Raw genomic sequence first — 16,320 nt, 5'->3', positions numbered from 1 at the left:
ATGGTTATAGCATATCCGGTCGGCAGCAAGCCGAAAGTCCGACAGGCTGCTAGCCAAGGGGTGTGGCCAGTAGCGACCCGGCTTGCGGACCAAGCGCACACCGGCGAGATTGTGCCGGCTTGTTATAATCGAATCTTTGCCGCCATCTTCCACATGCTCAAGTTTCGCTCACTCCTCGTCGTTCTGTCCTGTCTCTCTTGCCTGGTGCGCGCCGAGCAGCTACCGACACCGCCGGTCCTGGCGGCGAAGTCGTGGCTGCTCGTGGAAACCGCGTCGGGCCAGGACCTCGCCTCGCATTTGCCCGACGAACGCCTCGAGCCGGCTTCGCTGACCAAGCTGATGACTGCCTATCTGAGCTTTGCCGCGATTCGCCAAGGCACGATCAAGCTCGACCAGACCGTGCCCGTTTCGCAGAAAGCCTGGAAGACCGGTGGTTCGCGAATGTTCATTCAGGTCGGTACCGAGGTGAAGGTCGAGGATTTGCTGAAAGGCATGATCGTCCAGTCGGGCAACGATGCCTGCGTGGCGCTTGCCGAGGCGATAGCCGGCGACGAGGAAAACTTCGCCCAGATGATGAATCGTGAGGCGCAGCGACTGGGCATGAAGAATTCGAGTTTCCGTAACGCCAGTGGCTTGCCCGATCCTCAGCACTACACGACGGCGCGCGATCTGGCGATCCTTGCCGACGCACTGATTCGTGACTTTCCGGAGGAATACGCCAAGTATTACTCGATGAAGGAGTTCCGCTACAACAATATCACGCAGCCGAATCGCAATCGTCTGCTCTACCTCGATCCGACCGTCGACGGCCTGAAGACCGGACATACCGAGGCAGCGGGCTATTGCCTGGTGTCGTCGGCGAAACGTGGCCCCCGCCGCCTGGTATCGGTCGTGCTGGGCGCGGCGTCGGACCGGACGCGCGCGCAGGAATCGCTCAAGCTGCTCAACTATGGCTTCCAGTTTTACGATGCGGTGCAGCTTTACGGGAAAAACGAGGCAGTGGCCAGCCTGAAGGTCTGGAAAGGCAAGGAGGGAACCGTCAAGCTCGGTTTCACGAAGGACCTGGTCATCGCCGTCCCCAAGGGTTTCGGACCAAAGATCAAGACCGAACTCGTTTCGCAGCAGCCGCTGATGGCGCCGATCAGCGAAGGGCAGGTGCTCGGCACCTTGAAGGTCAGCATGGATGACAAGCCTTACGGCGATTACCCGGTGCTCGCGCTCGAGGCCGTGCCGCTGGCCGGAATCGCTGGCCGGACGATCGACAGCATCCGCCTGTGGTTCAAGTAGCCGCAGGCGCGCCCCGGCCTTGTGTCCTCGGGGAGGTGGCGGGAAATGGCGATGCCTGAGCCGGATGACGATCTGTTCGACTTTCCCTGCGCCTTTCCCCTCAAGGTCATGGGTCTGGCCGATGCTGCCCTGGTGCAGGCGGTCCTCGAAATCGTGCGGGTGCACGTGCCCGATTTCGACACGGCGACGATCGAGCAGCGCTTCTCGTCGGCCGGCAAGTATCTGAGCCTCACGTGTACGATCAACGCCACCAGCAGGGAACAGCTCGACGCGCTCTATCGGGAACTGAGCAGTCATCCGCTGGTCAAGATCGTCTTGTGATCCTTGGCGAGAAAGCCATGGTCGCCGTCGCGGTGGCAGGGCGTGCTTCTTTCTTGCCGCTGGCGGTTCGTTCGCTGGGCCGGACCGACTATCGGCAGACCTGGCAGGCGATGTTCGACTTCACTACCGCACGCGGCGACGAGACCGCCGACGAACTGTGGTGCTGCGAACACACGCCAGTGTTCACCCTTGGCCAGGCCGGCAAGCCCGAGCATCTGCTCGCCGATCTCGGAATCCCGCTGGTGCGAACCGACCGGGGAGGGCAGATCACCTATCACGGTCCGGGACAGGTCGTCATCTACTTGCTGCTCGACCTGAACCGGCGAAGGATGAAAGTCCGCGAACTGGTCGCGGCGATCGAGCAGGCGGTGATCGACCTGCTCGCCGAGCAGGGCGTCGCCGCCGAGCGGCGTGCCGGTGCGCCGGGGGTGTATGTGGGAGCGGCCAAGGTCGCGGCGCTCGGTTTGCGCGTGCGCCGGGGCTGTTGCTATCACGGCGTCAGCTTGAATGTGGCGATGGATCTGTCGCCGTTCCTGGCGATCAACCCCTGTGGCTACGCCGGGCTGGCGGTGACGCAGACCAGCGACCTCGGGATATCACTGACACCGGCGCAAGCCGCGACGGCACTCGCCCGACACCTCGCGGCACAAGTGGAGCGAAGCGAATGAGCAGTCAGAGAGAAGGAACCAGTGCGCCGGAGGCGGCAAGCACGACGAAAATCGCCGGAGTCAAGGAAAAGGGGGAACGCAAGACGGCCCGGATTCCGATCCGTATCGTCCCGCAGGCTCCCCAGCGCAAGCCCGAATGGATTCGCGTCAAAGCCGGCAACGATGCCGGACGCTTCGGCGAGATCAAGCGGATGCTGCGCGAACAGAAACTGCATACGGTCTGTGAGGAGGCCGCCTGCCCGAACATCGGAGAATGTTTTGGACGCGGCACCGCGACCTTCATGATTCTCGGAGACATCTGCACGCGTCGCTGCCCGTTCTGCGACGTCGGCCACGGCAAGCCGCTGCCGCCCGATGCCGACGAGCCGGCGCATCTCGCCGACAGTGTCGCGCGGCTCAAACTGCGGTATGTGGTGATCACCAGCGTTGACCGCGACGATCTGCGTGACGGGGGGGCGCAACACTTCGTCGAAGTGATTGCCGCCGTGCGCCAGCGTTCGCCGGAGACGACGATCGAAACGCTGGTTCCCGATTTCCGGGGGCGCATGGAACTGGCGCTCGATCTTCTCGGGCGCTCGTTGCCGGACGTGCTCAATCACAACCTGGAGACAGTGCCGCGCCTCTATCGGCAGGCGCGCCCCGGCGCGGACTATGGGCATTCGCTGTCTTTCCTGAAAGGTTTCAAGGCGCGCTTTCCGCAGATTCCGACCAAATCCGGCCTGATGGTCGGCCTCGGCGAAACCGACGACGAAATCATTGAGGTGATGCGCGATCTGCGCGCCCACGATGTCGAAATGCTCACCATCGGGCAGTATCTGGCACCTTCGGGCCACCACCTGCCGGTTCTCCGCTACGTCCATCCGGAGACCTTCAAGCACTTCGAGGAACAGGCGCTGGCGATGGGTTTCACCGGCGCCGCCTGCGGGCCGATGGTACGCTCGAGCTACTGGGCCGACATGCAGGCGCACAGTGCGGGCGTGCTCTGACGCGAGCGGGTCCGGCAGCGATCAGTTGTAGCGTATGAAACGTGCCGGATAGCGGGCGGTCGCCCAGGTCAGGAACAGGTACTTGACGGTCTTGCCGATCGCCACCGCGATCAGTATGCCAAAGGTCGACACATTGGCCAGGGCACAAAACAGCAGCGCCGGGGTTTGCGGGATCGGCGATCCGGCGATGATCAGCATCGCCAGCAGACCCCATTGCTGCAACCATTCGCTGGCCGTCTGCCAGGCGTCGGCCCGCATCAGTTCGGGATAGCGCGCGACGACGAATGCCGACCCAAGGTAGCGGAATATCTCGACCAGTGCCGCCGCACCGAGGCCGCTCGCGATACCGCAGAGCAGGCCGAGCGCTCGCCAGCGCCGCGGCGAGAGCAGGACGGCGGGAACAAGGACGATGACGAAGGGAAAGCTGAAGGTCAGCGTCGACCAGAAGGCGATCGCCGTGACCACCAGCGAGTAGTAGCGGTGCGAGACGCTGCGCAGCAGCAGGCGTCGCAGGCAGTCGGGGAGGCGGTGGCTGTTCATCGCTGTCGGTTCGCGACCGGCGCGTCCTGGCCTGTCGCCGTGCAGCGGCGGGACGCCGGAGCGATCGCCAAGCGGCTTGTGCGCGCGACGGCGGGCAGGATATGCTTGCAGTAGCGAGTATTGATCATTGCCGAATAGCCACCGGGGAAAGCTCTTTGCCATGCGCAGTGTTGTACGGATAGTGAAGATTGTAAGCGCTCTGTCGACCAGCGCGCAGCTTCTCGCGTTCTGGTTCGGCGGGCGGTTCCCGTGAAGTTTCTCGCTGCCCTGCTGCTCTCGGTCGTTTCGGGACTCGCTTGTAGCGAGTCCTCGCCGACTCTCGGGATGTCCGGCGAATGGTCGGAACAACCCCTGGTGGTTTCGGGCAGGGCCAGCTTTTATGGCAAGGCTTTCGGCGGCCATCGGACGGCCTCGGGGGAAAGCTACGATCATCAGACGATTTCCGCCGCCAGCAATCGCTTCCCTCTCGGCTCGTTGGTGGCGGTTCGCCGCGTGTTGTCGGCGCGCTGCGTGGTGGTCCGGATCAACGACCGCATGGGCCACCGCCGTCGGATCATCGACCTCTCGCGCGAGGCGGCAGTGCGTCTCGGAATGATCGATGCCGGTGTGACCGATGTCGACGTCGCCCTGCTGCCGAAATATCTGATCGGTCACGAACAGGCGTGCAAACTGGCCTTCTTGCCGCCGGTGCACCTGCATGCCAGCGATGTGCAGGGTTCCGATCACGAAAGGCGCTGAGCTTGCCGCTCCGATCAGCGCCGCGCTGGTTCGCGTGCCGATTTGCCGCACGCGCCGACGAGCGTTGCAGTTCCGGAATTCCTGCTGCCGCCGGAGCAGCTTGACCTTGCCCGCCGAAGTCGGGAATACTCGCGTCCGTCCGCTATCGCGCCGGCAGTTGGTGCGCTGGTCGCCGCCGCCGGCGAGAGTTCGCTCGGAAAATGGCCGAGTCGCTGCACGACAGAGGGGGAGAGGATGAAGGAGCAAAGCGAACTGCACAGGGCAAAGAAATCCGTCGCGTTGTCCGGTGTCGTCGCCGGCGACACGGCGATCTGTTCGGTCGGTCGGGCTGGCAACGATCTGCACTACCGCGGGTACGACATCATCGCGCTGGCCGAGCACGCCACTTTCGAGGAGGTCGCCTACCTGCTGCTCTACGGGCGGCTGCCGAGTGTCACCCAACTCAACCAGTACAAGAAAAAGCTGAAAACCCTGCGTGGCTTGCCGGTGATGCTGCGGCCGATGCTCGAGAGTCTCCCCGCTTCGGCGCATCCGATGGACGTGCTGCGCAGCGGCTGTTCCGCCCTCGGCACGATCCTGCCGGAGGCTCAGGATCACAACCCCGGCGCTGCGCGCGAGATTGCGCACCGCCTGATTGCCTCGTTCGGATCGATGTTGCTCTACTGGTACCACTGGTCGCACAACGGCCGTCGCATCGAGACCGAAACCGACGACGACTCGATCGCGGCACACTTCCTCCATCTGCTGCGCGGCAAGGCGCCGACGGCGCTGCAGGCACGTTGCCTCGACAAGTCGCTGGTCCTTTATGCCGAGCACGAGTTCAATGCCTCGACTTTCACGGCAAGGACGATCACCGGCACTGGCGCCGACATGTACGCGGCGATCAGCGGCGCCATCGGGGCGTTGAGCGGACGCCTGCACGGGGGTGCCAATGAGGTCGCTTTCGAGATCCAGAGCCGCTACAACGACGCCGAGCACGCCGAGCAGGACATCCGTCGTCGTCTCGAAAACAAGGAAATCATCATCGGCTTCGGACATCCGCTGTACACGATTGGCGACCCGCGCGACCAGGTGATCCGGGCAGTTGCCCGGCAACTGTGCAGCGACGGTGACAACACGGTGCTGTTCGAGATCGCCAGCCGCATCGCGGACGTGATGTGGGAGCAGAAGCGCATGTTTCCAAACGTCGACTGGTTCTCGGGAGTGGCGTATCACATGCTGGCCGTTCCGACGTCGATGTTCACTCCCCTGTTCGTCATCGCACGGACCAGCGGCTGGGCGGCGCATGTCATCGAGCAGCGCATCGACGGACGAATCATCCGTCCCTCGGCGAACTACATCGGCCCGGAGTCGCAGGAGTTCGTCCCTTTGGCGGATCGCACGTGAACTGTCAGGGGAACGGCTTCGACGCACGCAGAAAAGCCCCATGAAAACTCGCATTCCGGCCAATCGTCCCGCTCCCGACCAGGTCCTGGTCGACATCGCCGACTACGTCCTCGACAACCCGGTGTCGTCCAGGGCGGCGTTCGAGACGGCGCGTTACTGCCTGATCGACGCTCTCGGCTGCGGCCTCGAAGCGCTGGCCTACCCGGCGTGCGTCAAGCTGCTCGGACCGCTGGTTCCCGGCACCGTGGTGCCCGATGGCGCCAGGGTTCCCGGCACCGCCTATCGGCTCGACCCGGTGCACGCCGCCTTCAACATCGGCACCACGATTCGCTGGCTCGATTTCAACGACACCTGGCTGGCGGCCGAGTGGGGACATCCGTCCGACAACCTCGGGGGTATCCTCGCCACCGCCGACTGGCTGTCGCGAACGCGGATCGCCGCCGGACAGCCGCCACTGCTGATGCGCCAGGTACTCGAAGCGATGATCAAGGCCTACGAGATTCAGGGGGTGCTGGCACTCGAAAACAGTTTCAATCGCGTTGGATTGGATCACGTGGTTCTGGTCAAGGTGGCCACGGCCGCGGTCTGCACATGGTTGATGGGCGGTGGGCGCGAGCAGATCGTCAACGCCGTGTCGCAGGCTTTTGTCGACGGCCAGCCGCTGCGCACCTATCGGCATGCGCCGAACACCGGATCCCGCAAGTCGTGGGCGGCCGGTGACGCCACCGCCCGCGGCGTGCTGCTGGCAATCTTCTCGTGCCGGGGCGAAATGGGTTATCCGGCGGCGTTGAGCGCGCCGAACTGGGGCTTCTACGACGTCCTTTTCGGCGGGCGGGCGTTCTGCCTGCCACGTTCGTATGGCAGCTACGTGATCGAGAACATCCTGTTCAAGATCAGCTTTCCTGCCGAGTTTCATGCGCAGACGGCGGTCGAATGTGCCGTCGAGCTGCATCCGCAAGTGGCTGGACGGCTGGATTCGATTGCCAGGGTCTTGATCCGTACGCATGAATCGGCGCTGCGCATCATCGACAAGAAAGGGGCGCTGCACAACCCGGCAGATCGCGACCACTGTCTGCAGTACATGGTTGCCGTCGCGCTGATTTCGGGCAAGCTCACTGGTGAGGACTACGAGGACTCCGCCGCGGCGGACCCGCGCATCGACGCACTGCGGGCAAAGATCGAGGTCCGTGAGGAGCCGCGGTTTTCGGCGGATTATCTGGATCCGGCGAAGCGCTCGATTGCCAATGCCGTGCAGGTGGTGTTCACGGACGGCAGTCGGACTGCCGAACTGATTTCGGAGTACCCGCTTGGGCACTGCCGCCGGCGTGCGGAGGGAATTCCGGTTCTGCTCGAAAAATTCCGGCGCCATCTGGCGCGAAGATTTTCCCCACAGCAGCAGGAGCGCATCGAGCAATCGTCGCGTGACGTGGAGCAGCTCTCGGCGCTGGCGGTGCACGACTATCTCGACCAGTATGTGCCCTGAATTCCCTCCCGATTCACCGGCGAAGGGAGCATCGTGGTCGAGGCCGGAGGTCGGCGGATGAGGGGCAATCTGGGCGCTCTCGTTCTGATCGTCGTCGGCTGCCTGGCGCTGGCCGCCAACCTCGGGCTGGTCGAAGTCGACATCGCTCGCCTGCTGCGAACCTGGTGGCCAATCCTGCTGATCATTCTCGGCGTCGGCATGTTCCTGGCACCGGGAACCGATGACCGCCGCAAGCGCGAGTAGCGTGGCCACTGCAGGATCTTGCCGGTTGACGCCAGCGCTGCGTGCATTCGCGCAGCGTCGCCTGTAGTTGCCAGCCGTGGACCAGACTCCGGCACACCTCCCGCTGACCTCCGCCTTGGCCGCGGCCGTCGAGCGTTGGCGTGGCCGGCGCCGCCTGGTGACCGGCCTTGCCGCGCTGCCGTGCGTTCCGGTCGTGGCCGAAAGGGTACAAACGCTGTCCGGGCCGCGCGAATTTCGCGCGCTGCTGCTCGAACGGATCGCTGGTGCGCGAAAGCGGATTCTGATCTCCGCCCTCTACCTGCAGGACGATGACAGCGGCCGCGAGGTGCTCGCCTCCCTGTATGCTGCCCGGGCGGCGTGTCCGCAACTGCAGATTGCGGTCTTCGTCGATTGGCACCGCGCGCAGCGAGGACTGATCGGCAAGGCCGCGAGTTCCGGCAATGCCGCGCTCTACGTCGAGATGGCGCAGCGCCTCGGCTCGGGCGTGCCGATCTACGGAGTGCCGGTCCAGATTCGCGAGTGGATGGGCGTGATGCACCTGAAGGGCTTCGTGATCGACGATGCACTGCTCTACAGCGGCGCCAGCATCAACGACGTCTACCTGCACCGGGGCGACCGCTATCGTCTCGACCGCTATCATCTGATCGAGAATCGACCGCTTGCCGACAGCGTCGCCAGATTGATGACTCACGTCCTGCGAGCGAACGCTGCCGTGTGCCCTCTGGATACCGAAGCGCGGTCGCGAACGCGTTCGCTGCGCGGTGCCATCGCCCGCTTGCGCAGGGTTCTCGCCAAGGGTCGCTATGCCGTGCCCGCCGGTGTCATCGCCAGTGGTGAAGTAGGCGTCACGCCACTGCTCGGTTTTGGGCGGCGCGACAACCAGCTCAATACGGTGATTCTGCAGCTCATTGCGCGCGCGCGGCGACGCCTGGTGCTGTTCACCCCGTATTTCAACCTGCCCGGTGCCGTCCAGCGGGCCATCGGCAGGAAGATCGGGCAGGGCTGCACGGTGACGATCGTCGTCGGCGACAAGACGGCCAACGATTTCTACATTTCTCCCGAAGAGGCATTCACGCCGATTGGCGCACTGCCCTACCTCTACGAAGCCAACCTGCGCCGCTTCTGCAGAGCGCACCAGGAAAGCGTCGACCGTCATCGGCTCCATCTTCATCTCTGGCGCCAGGATAGCCACAGCTTCCATCTCAAGGGCCTGCTGGTGGATGACGATTATGCGCTGATTACCGGCAGCAACCTCAATCCGCGCGCCTGGCGGCTCGACCTCGAAAACGGGCTCTTGATCCACGATCCGGAGAGTCTGCTGGCGCCCCAGCATCAGGCGGAACTGGAACGTGTCCTGGCGCAGACGCGTCGCCTGTCCCATCACAGCCAACTCGAAGACGTCGACAGCTATCCTCCGCCGGTCAGGCGCCTTCTCCGGCGCCTCGCGCGCACCCGCGCCGATCGGCTGGTGAATCAGGTGCTCTGACCGGCGCGGCACCTTGCCCACGGCGGCCGGATTTCACCGGCAGCAGGCAGGACGACGACGCGCCCCCATCTTTCGCCGACCCGATGATCGACACCCTTCTGCTCACCGCCACGCGCATCTGGACTTTCGAACAGCAGCGCCTGCTGACCAACGCCAGCGGCTTTTTTTTCGCGCGCGGCGACCGTTTGTTCCTGGTGACCAGCCGGCACGTGCTGCTCGACAAGCCGAGCCAGCATTTCCCTGACCGCATCGAAATCGAGTTGCACGTGGATCCGGGCAACCTCGCCGAGTCAACGGGATTTTCGATTCCGCTGTACGCCGGCGGGAAGAGCCTCTGGCGCCAGGGCCTGGATACTGCGGGCGACATCGATGTGGCGCTGATCGAGATCGAGCGCGGCGCCTTGCCTGCAACGACGCTGTATCGGGCCTTTGGCCCGGCGCATTTGCCCGGCCGCCAGGACCGGGTGGAAGTCGGCAGTTCGCTGCTGGTGGTGGGCTTTCCGCTCGGCTTCCACGACACGCTCCATCACATGCCGGTCGTACGACATGCAGTGCTCGCCTCGTCGTTCGGTCTGCGCTTCCAGGGCGAGGGCTACTTCCTGACCGACGCACGCACGCATCGCGGCACCAGCGGCGCGCCGGTGGTCATGCGCGTCGCAGAAAATCCTCGGGCACGTGGCGATCTGTCCTGGATGCTGCTGGGAATCCATTCGGCACGGTTGGACGTCGGCAGTCGCGACCACAAGCTCGACGAGGCGCTGGGTCTGAATTGCGCTTGGTACGGCGACATTCTGATGACTCTGAGCGAGCACTGAAGTCTTCCCGTTCCCGCTCGCTAGCGATCGCGCACGGGGCGGAAAGCTCGTCGGCGCGCTATAGTATGCGTTCGCTTCTTGAACGTGCCGGGGAGGCGCCTGCAACAAGTCTTTTCTTATTTGCGACGGCGGAGGGGCCGCGATGAGCAGCGAAGACAATCCGTTCCAGGTACCGGTGGCGCAGGTGCACGACTACACCGGGAGTGCCCAGGGAACTTTCGTTCCGGAGGGCCGACTGGTTCCCGCCGGACGCGGATACCACTGGTTGCTGCGCGGCTGGACGATGTTCGTCACGGCACCGGTGACCTGGATCGGTATTGCCGCCGTCTTCATGGCCGTGGTGTGGATCGTCGGGATGATCCCGATCATCAATGTCGCCGTGAACCTGTTGTTGCCGGTGTTCATCGGCGGCATCAGCGTGGGCTGCCGGGCCATCGAGGACGGTGAGGGAATCCGGTTCGAGCATCTGTTCGCCGGATTCTCGCGTCAGCCGGGCGCCCTGCTGCTGGTCGGGTTGCTGTACCTGGTGGCGCTGGTGGTGCTGGCGGTCGTCATCGGCGTCGTGGGAACCGTCACAGGTGCCGTCGCGCTGGCCACGGTAGGGCGTGACAACGCGGGCGGCATCGCCGTATGGACGATGGTCGTCTTCTTTCTGGCGACGGTGCTCGTCTTCGCGCCGCTCGCCATGGCGGTCTGGCTGGCGCCACCCCTGGTGGTTTTTCAGGAGATCTCCGCCTACGAGGCGATCCGCATCAGCCTGCTCGTCGCGCTGCGGAACTTTCCGCCGTTTCTGGTCTACGGAGTGCTGGTGCTCGGCGCCTCGATTCTTGCCAGCCTGCCGTTGCTGCTTGGCTGGCTGGTGTGGTTGCCGGTGCTCTACGCTTCGCTGTATGCGGCGTACCGGGACCTCTTCTTTGCTGAGTGAACGCGTCCTGGGCCCGGCACCGGCCCCCGTTCCGTCGGACGCTTCCGGAACCCGCACCTTCCGTTGCTGTCCTTGTCCCTGAACTTTCCTACGGATCTACATGATGCATGCCTACTCCGGACCGGCGCTGGTGACCCTTGCCAATTGTCTGCTGCTCTTCGTCTGCGCGGCCTATGTCGGTCGCTGCCGCGTCCGCTTCCGCATCCAGGCGCCGGCGACCAGTGGTCATCCCCAGTTCGAGATTGCCTATCGCATCCACATGAACACGATCGAAAACACGGTTGCTTTCCAGCCCGTACTGTGGCTGTTCGCCGCTTACCTGTCGATTCCGTGGGCGACGGTTTTCGGTGCGGTGTGGCTGGCTGGCAGGGTAGGGTACGCGTGGGCTTACGCGCGTGACCCGAAGACGCGCAGCGGCGGCTTCCTGGTTTCGATGCTGGCGTTCGCCATCCTTTCCCTGGGTGCTGCCTGGGGTGTCGTGCGCGGACTACTCGCCTGAAAGCCGATCTGCCGCAGCCAGCCTCGGCGCGCCGCCTGCAGCCGCTGCGCGCGCTGTTGCCCTACCTGGCACGCTATCATGGACAGGTGGTGCTCGCCGCCGTCTTCCTGCTGCTCGCCGCCGGCGCGACGCTGGCCTTGCCCTACGCCGTGAAGATGCTGGTAGACGGCGGCCTCGCCGCCTCGACCGGTGGCGAAGTCGCCGTCCGCCTGCCGGCGATCCGCGCCCACTTTCTCCTTCTGTTTGCCGTCGCCGTCGTCCTCGGGCTGGCCACCGCGGCCCGCTTCTACATGGTGAGCTGGATCGGCGAGCGGGTGACCACGGACCTGCGGCAGGCCGTTTACGCGCACGTGTTGCGCCAGAGCCCGCAGTTCTTCGAGACGCTGAAGACTGGGGAAATCCTGTCGCGGCTGACCGCCGACACGACGGTGATCCACAGCGCCGTCGGTTCGAGCGTCAGCATGGGCTTGCGCAACCTGGTGCTGCTGCTTGGCGGGCTGACGATGCTGGTCACCACCTCGCCGCGACTGATGCTGACAGTGGCGGGGATCGTCGTGCTGGTCGTGCTGCCGGCGGTGTTCATCGGCCGCCGGGTGCGCAGGCTCTCGCGCGCCAGCCAGGACCGTATCGCCGATACCAGCGGCATTGCCGGCGAGATCCTCAATGCCATCCCGGTGGTCCAGAGCTACGGCCGCGAGGCCGCCGAAACCGCACGCTTCGCTGCGGCAAACGAGCAGGCGTTCGCGACTTCGATCCGCCGCACCGGTACGCGTTCGCTCCTTACCGCTTTCGTCATCATCGGCGTTTTCGCTTCGCTGCTTTACGGCATGTACGGCGGCGTCCAGGCCGTGCTCGCCGGCGAGATCAGCGCCGGTCAACTGAGTCAGACGGCGCTCTACGTGATGGTGGTTGCCGGCAGTGTGGCCGTGCTCGCCGAGGTGTGGGGCGATCTGCTGCGCGCCGCGGGTGCCACCGAGCGCCTGATGGAGTTGCTCGCAGCGCGTTCGCCGATCGCCGAACCGGCGCAGCCGACCGCGCTGGAGGTGCCGGCCGGCGGCCTGCGCGTGGAATTCAGCGAGGTCTGCTTCGCCTATCCGTCGCGCCCGACGCAGCCCGTGCTGCGGGGACTCGATTTCACCATCGAGGCGGGCCGGACGGTGGCGCTGGTCGGCCCCTCGGGTGCCGGCAAGACCACCGTCTTCCAGTTGCTGCAGCGCTTCTACGACGTCGGCGACGGCGCCATCCGGATTGACGGCGTCGACCTGCGGCAACCGAGCCTGGCCGAACTGCGCGCGCGCATCGCGGTCGTGCCGCAGGAGGCGGTGATCTTCTCGGGCAGCATTGCCGACAACATCCGCTACGGCAAACCCGACGCCGCCGATGCGGAAGTCCGTAGCGCTGCCCGCGCGGCATTCGTCGACGAATTCGTGCAGCGCTTGCCCGATGGCTATGCTACCTTGGTCGGTGAGCGCGGTGTCCGCCTCTCGGGTGGTCAGCGCCAGCGCATCGCCATCGCCCGCGCGATCCTCAAGAACGCGCCGTTGTTGCTGCTCGACGAAGCAACCAGCAGTCTCGACGCCGAAAGCGAGCGCGTGGTGCAGGCGGCATTGCACGCGGCCATGGCGGGCCGCACGACGATCGTCATCGCGCATCGCCTGGCGACCGTACAGAGCGCTGATCGGATCATCGTCGTGGACCGCGGGCAGGTGGTCGAGGTCGGCACGCATGCCTCGCTGGTCGAGCGTGGCGGCCTGTATGCCCGCCTCGCCGCGTTGCAGTTCGCCCACTGAACGACGAGGTGCCGGCGCAGACGCTCGGGATATCGCTGCAGGATGGGAATACGCCGGGAACCAGCCCGGACACTTTGACAGGAGAAAGGCAATGAGCAAGGCAACGGAGGATGCGCAGTACCAGCTCCTCGGACTTTTCGATTCCCCTTTCGTGCGCCGCGTGGCGGTGACCATGCAGCTGTACGGAATCCCTTACGAACATATCTCGTTGTCGGTCTTCCGGCACATGGACGCGATGCGGCCGCTCAATCCCCTGTTCAAGGTGCCGATGCTGATTCTTCCGGACGGCGAGAAGCTCTTCGAGAGCGCGTATCTGCTCGACTACCTAGACGAACTCGCTGCCGCACGCGGCCTCGTGCCGCTGACTCCACGCAGTGGCGCGGAGCGGCGCGAGGTGCAGCAAGCGATGGCGCTGGCCATGATCGCCACCGAAAAGGCAGTGGCCATCGCCTACGAGGACAAGCGCCCGGCCGAATTGCGCTGGCCCGACTGGAGCAGCCGTTTGCGCGGCCAGATGCGGCAGGCGTTGGCGATGCTCGATGCTCGGCTCGACGGCGACTTCCTGGTCGGCGATCGCCTGACGCAGGCCGACATCAGCGCCGCCGTCGGCGTCGGCTTCATCCGCTACGTCCTGCCCGACGAGTGGCCAGCCGGCGAATATCCGGCACTCGAGCGCCTGGCCGACAGACTCGAAGCGAGCGAGGCGTTCCTGGCGGTACCGATCGATGAGTGATCGATGAGGCAAGCGGAAGCGGCCTTCGGGAAGAAACGCAGGGACGCATAGGCAAGATCCTGCTTTCAAGTACGCTGATGGCGGAGAGGGCCAGCGGGCTTGTGGCCTTGGCGATGGCTTGTCCCGCTGACACAGAGAGCTGCGTTCCGCCCGTCAGCCACCAGATTCAACAGCCGAATCGCTGCTGGTAGCCGCTTCCGGATAAAGCTCTGGCAAAATGAATTGCAAGGCGTCGAGGGGAAAGGCGAAGCGCACCGGTGCAGTGTGCCCATCGCTGGCGACGAGTCCGGTTTCGATAAGCCGCGAGAGCAGGCTACGGGCGGTGCGTTCGCCGAGGCCCGTCATCTGCTGGAACTCGCCGCGACTTGTCGGGCCGGCAAGGAAGAGGTGGTAGAGCGGGACGATGGCTTCGTGGCGGATCTTCTTGTCGTGAGCGGCGCGAAAGATCACCAGCGCCTGGATTCGGGTCTTCATGTTGTCGAGATTGAGCATCCTAGCCATGAAACTGACCTGGTCCTCGCACAGGCCGATGAACCAGGCGCACCACTCGCGCAACATCTTTTCGGAGAGGTTGCCGCGGCCGTCGAGATCCCCTTGGCGGGGGCCGTCGGCGGCGTCCAGATGCGCATAGTAGGCGTCGCGCTGCCGCGCCAGACCACGGCTGACAGACCACAGGCCGCCGCTCAGGCAGAAGAGGGCGCAGTGAGTCTGCAGGCGGCTGGCACGACCATTGCCATCGAGGAAGGGGTGTATCCAGGCCATGCGCTGGTGTGCTGCAGCGACGGTGAAGAAGAGATCGTCCAACGTTACAGGACAACCGTAGACCTGGTCGTAGCGTTCGAGAAAGGTAGGCAGCGCTTCAGGCGGCGGTGGTTCGTGGCGGCCCACAGCCACCTGCTGGTGGCGCAGTCCGCCGGGGACGATCAAGCGGTTGTTGGCGGTCACCCGGTCGCTTTCGGCCAAGCGTCCGTAGAGGGCAGCATGAGCTTTCCGGACAAAAGCGGCGGTAAGCGGTACATCGCCAGCCTGGACCCGCGATTCCAGCTCCCGCTCGGCTTCGATATGGGCGAGCGCCAGTCGCTGCATTCTGGCGACGTCCGGCTTATCGGAAAAATCCCGCCGCAGGGCACGCTCGATGTTGCGCGGGTGCGTGCTCTGGCCCTCGATTCGGTTGGAGTAATAGGAGTTCATGGCCCGGAGCAGTTCGCGCAGGCTGGCGATGGTGACGCCATGGGCGCTACTCGACAGGCGGTAGGATTGTTCGACAACGTCGCGGCTTCGCCGGCGCAAATCCTCCAGTCCGCTCTGCGGTAATAGAGGCTCGAACTGGTGGGCCTGGGTGTATCGAGCGATAGGTGCGTGAGCCATGGTTGCCGGTTGCTTCGCCTGTTGCCCGCTGCGGGATAACTGTCTTTATCTATTTGTTTTACTGCTGGTTATTGAAACACGAAAAGGTGTTACTGCGCGAATCTTGAAGCATTCTTTGCCGGTTCACTTACCGGCAAGCAAGCGGCAGCAACCAAGTGGCGAGGTCACAACCGTGATTTCCACGCATCATCAGCGAGGCGGACGATCTTGCTGATGCGGGAGTAGTGCAGGCCGAAGTAGTCGCCGATTTGTTTCATCGTATAAGCGCCGCTGGCGTAGGCCGCGGCTATGGCCGTGTCCCGATCCGCGTATTCACGAGCAAAATGAGCGAGTGGTCTGGCCGCGGGCTGCGCCTTGGCCTGTGGAACCTCACGTAAGTCACTGATGGCTGGAAATTGGCACCGCAAGGAATCGACAAAGACATCGGTTCCAAGAAAAACCTGATGCTTGAGATGTGCCCACGGGGACGGTTGCCCCTCGCCCTGGGCAACGAAGCGACGGTAGTGCTCGATGGCTTCGGGCTCGGTCTCCCCAAATCCAGACAGAATCCCGCGCGTCTCCAACCACTCCGGCCTGGGTTTGTGGCCAACCATTGCGCGATAACTACTCCAGGGCCACTCGTCAGGAGTCCGCACCATTCGCGCCCGCACCGGATTGAGCACGACGTAGCGCGCCAATTCCAGCAAATGGGCTTCCTTCTCGACCAGAATGCCTTTGTATCGCCCTTGAAAAACATGCCCGACACGCTGATGCGCCTGGTTGAAGCGCTGCGTGTAAACGCCGTTGAGCTGCCGCATCCCTTTGGAGAGGTTCGCATCCGGCGTTTCCACGAGCAGGTGGTAATGATTGGTCATCAGGCAGTAGGCGTGAATTGTCCAATGGAAGCGCTCTGCAACCTTGCCGAGCACTTCCAGGAAGAGGCAGCGGTCCGCATCCGAGAGACAGATGTCCTCCCGCCCGTCACCTCGTGCGGTAACGTGATACAGAGCGCCAGCAAACTCGATACGAAGAGGTCTTGCCATGTCGGTGATTCTAACCGACCGGAGGCAAAA

The 16,320-nt window shown here is 64.2% G+C and carries 17 protein-coding genes; 14 read left to right on the top strand and 3 right to left on the bottom strand.

The window, feature by feature from the left end; genetic code table 11:
• Positions 1–153 precede the first annotated feature (153 nt).
• From NFV80_RS10410 to lipA, 4 genes are read left to right on the top strand one after another with little or no spacing between them, the layout of a single operon-like run.
• Complete coding sequence (locus NFV80_RS10410; RefSeq protein WP_295329145.1) at positions 154–1,287, top strand: D-alanyl-D-alanine carboxypeptidase family protein; 1,134 nt, start codon at positions 154–156, stop codon at positions 1,285–1,287.
• A 51-nt stretch (positions 1,288–1,338) separates the two neighbouring features.
• Positions 1,339–1,608, top strand: coding sequence for a DUF493 domain-containing protein (locus NFV80_RS10405; protein WP_295329139.1), 270 nt, complete (start codon positions 1,339–1,341; stop codon positions 1,606–1,608).
• Positions 1,609–1,625: 17 nt separating this feature from the next.
• The gene (gene lipB / locus NFV80_RS10400) at positions 1,626–2,276 is read left to right on the top strand and encodes a lipoyl(octanoyl) transferase LipB (RefSeq protein WP_295329137.1); all 651 of its coding nucleotides are present in this window, start codon (positions 1,626–1,628) and stop codon (positions 2,274–2,276) included.
• Positions 2,273–3,262, top strand: coding sequence for a lipoyl synthase (lipA, locus tag NFV80_RS10395; RefSeq protein ID WP_295329135.1), 990 nt, complete (start codon positions 2,273–2,275; stop codon positions 3,260–3,262). Before lipB ends, lipA begins: the two co-directional genes overlap by 4 nt.
• Positions 3,263–3,283: 21 nt before the next feature.
• Here lipA and NFV80_RS10390 read toward each other — a convergent pair whose 3' ends face one another.
• Positions 3,284–3,802: a hypothetical protein gene (locus tag NFV80_RS10390; RefSeq protein ID WP_295329133.1), complete on the bottom strand. Its 519-nt coding sequence runs from the start codon at positions 3,800–3,802 to the stop codon at positions 3,284–3,286.
• 249 nt (positions 3,803–4,051) lie between these two features.
• Here NFV80_RS10390 and NFV80_RS10385 point away from each other — a divergent pair, with 249 nt between their 5' ends.
• The 10 genes from NFV80_RS10385 to NFV80_RS10340 all read left to right on the top strand — a co-directional run bounded on the left by NFV80_RS10385 (position 4,052) and on the right by NFV80_RS10340 (position 13,900).
• Positions 4,052–4,540 (top strand): septal ring lytic transglycosylase RlpA family protein, encoded by a 489-nt coding sequence (locus tag NFV80_RS10385; RefSeq protein WP_295329131.1) that lies wholly within the window; start codon positions 4,052–4,054, stop codon positions 4,538–4,540.
• Positions 4,541–4,774: 234 nt separating this feature from the next.
• Entirely contained in the window at positions 4,775–5,926 is a 1,152-nt protein-coding gene (gene prpC, locus NFV80_RS10380) for a 2-methylcitrate synthase (protein WP_295329129.1), read from the top strand.
• A gap of 40 nt (positions 5,927–5,966) precedes the next feature.
• Entirely contained in the window at positions 5,967–7,409 is a 1,443-nt protein-coding gene (locus NFV80_RS10375) for a bifunctional 2-methylcitrate dehydratase/aconitate hydratase (protein ID WP_295329127.1), read from the top strand.
• A gap of 57 nt (positions 7,410–7,466) precedes the next feature.
• Entirely contained in the window at positions 7,467–7,652 is a 186-nt protein-coding gene (locus NFV80_RS10370; RefSeq protein ID WP_295329125.1) for a DUF5668 domain-containing protein, read from the top strand.
• Positions 7,653–7,728: 76 nt separating this feature from the next.
• Positions 7,729–9,138 (top strand): CDP-diacylglycerol--serine O-phosphatidyltransferase, encoded by a 1,410-nt coding sequence (pssA, locus tag NFV80_RS10365; RefSeq protein WP_295329123.1) that lies wholly within the window; start codon positions 7,729–7,731, stop codon positions 9,136–9,138.
• 83 nt (positions 9,139–9,221) lie between these two features.
• The gene (locus NFV80_RS10360; protein WP_295329121.1) at positions 9,222–9,953 is read left to right on the top strand and encodes a serine protease; all 732 of its coding nucleotides are present in this window, start codon (positions 9,222–9,224) and stop codon (positions 9,951–9,953) included.
• 142 nt (positions 9,954–10,095) lie between these two features.
• On the top strand, positions 10,096–10,878 hold the full coding sequence (locus tag NFV80_RS10355) for a BPSS1780 family membrane protein (RefSeq protein WP_295329119.1): 783 nt from the start codon (positions 10,096–10,098) through the stop codon (positions 10,876–10,878).
• 100 nt (positions 10,879–10,978) lie between these two features.
• Positions 10,979–11,377: an MAPEG family protein gene (locus NFV80_RS10350; RefSeq protein WP_366143430.1), complete on the top strand. Its 399-nt coding sequence runs from the start codon at positions 10,979–10,981 to the stop codon at positions 11,375–11,377.
• Positions 11,378–11,430: 53 nt separating this feature from the next.
• On the top strand, positions 11,431–13,167 hold the full coding sequence (locus tag NFV80_RS10345) for an ABC transporter transmembrane domain-containing protein (protein WP_295329141.1): 1,737 nt from the start codon (positions 11,431–11,433) through the stop codon (positions 13,165–13,167).
• Positions 13,168–13,258: 91 nt separating this feature from the next.
• On the top strand, positions 13,259–13,900 hold the full coding sequence (locus NFV80_RS10340) for a glutathione S-transferase family protein (protein ID WP_295329117.1): 642 nt from the start codon (positions 13,259–13,261) through the stop codon (positions 13,898–13,900).
• A gap of 153 nt (positions 13,901–14,053) precedes the next feature.
• On the opposite strand, the gene NFV80_RS10335 is transcribed toward NFV80_RS10340, so the two are convergent.
• On the bottom strand, positions 14,054–15,268 hold the full coding sequence (locus NFV80_RS10335) for a Fic family protein (protein ID WP_295329115.1): 1,215 nt from the start codon (positions 15,266–15,268) through the stop codon (positions 14,054–14,056).
• Between the two features lie 164 nt (positions 15,269–15,432).
• On the bottom strand, positions 15,433–16,320 hold an 888-nt coding region (locus NFV80_RS10330; RefSeq protein ID WP_366143429.1), incomplete at its 5' end, for a transposase.

It is taken from the genome of Accumulibacter sp., from assembly GCF_023806565.1.
In the GTDB taxonomy this organism is placed as follows: domain Bacteria; phylum Pseudomonadota; class Gammaproteobacteria; order Burkholderiales; family Rhodocyclaceae; genus Accumulibacter.
This window is presented reverse-complemented; position numbering and strand designations above follow the sequence as displayed.

Excerpts from the sequence above, each read along its gene's own strand:
- NFV80_RS10410 (WP_295329145.1), top strand. The coding sequence starts at position 154 with ATGCTCAAGTTTCGCTCACTCCTCGTCGTTCTGTCCTGTCTCTCTTGC.
- NFV80_RS10405 (WP_295329139.1), top strand. The coding sequence starts at position 1,339 with ATGCCTGAGCCGGATGACGATCTGTTCGACTTTCCCTGCGCCTTTCCC.
- lipB (WP_295329137.1), top strand. The coding sequence starts at position 1,626 with ATGGTCGCCGTCGCGGTGGCAGGGCGTGCTTCTTTCTTGCCGCTGGCG.
- lipA (WP_295329135.1), top strand. The coding sequence starts at position 2,273 with ATGAGCAGTCAGAGAGAAGGAACCAGTGCGCCGGAGGCGGCAAGCACG.
- NFV80_RS10390 (WP_295329133.1), bottom strand. The coding sequence starts at position 3,802 with ATGAACAGCCACCGCCTCCCCGACTGCCTGCGACGCCTGCTGCTGCGC.
- prpC (WP_295329129.1), top strand. The coding sequence starts at position 4,775 with ATGAAGGAGCAAAGCGAACTGCACAGGGCAAAGAAATCCGTCGCGTTG.
- NFV80_RS10375 (WP_295329127.1), top strand. The coding sequence starts at position 5,967 with ATGAAAACTCGCATTCCGGCCAATCGTCCCGCTCCCGACCAGGTCCTG.
- NFV80_RS10370 (WP_295329125.1), top strand. The coding sequence starts at position 7,467 with ATGAGGGGCAATCTGGGCGCTCTCGTTCTGATCGTCGTCGGCTGCCTG.
- NFV80_RS10360 (WP_295329121.1), top strand. The coding sequence starts at position 9,222 with ATGATCGACACCCTTCTGCTCACCGCCACGCGCATCTGGACTTTCGAA.
- NFV80_RS10355 (WP_295329119.1), top strand. The coding sequence starts at position 10,096 with ATGAGCAGCGAAGACAATCCGTTCCAGGTACCGGTGGCGCAGGTGCAC.
- NFV80_RS10350 (WP_366143430.1), top strand. The coding sequence starts at position 10,979 with ATGATGCATGCCTACTCCGGACCGGCGCTGGTGACCCTTGCCAATTGT.
- NFV80_RS10340 (WP_295329117.1), top strand. The coding sequence starts at position 13,259 with ATGAGCAAGGCAACGGAGGATGCGCAGTACCAGCTCCTCGGACTTTTC.
- NFV80_RS10335 (WP_295329115.1), bottom strand. The coding sequence starts at position 15,268 with ATGGCTCACGCACCTATCGCTCGATACACCCAGGCCCACCAGTTCGAG.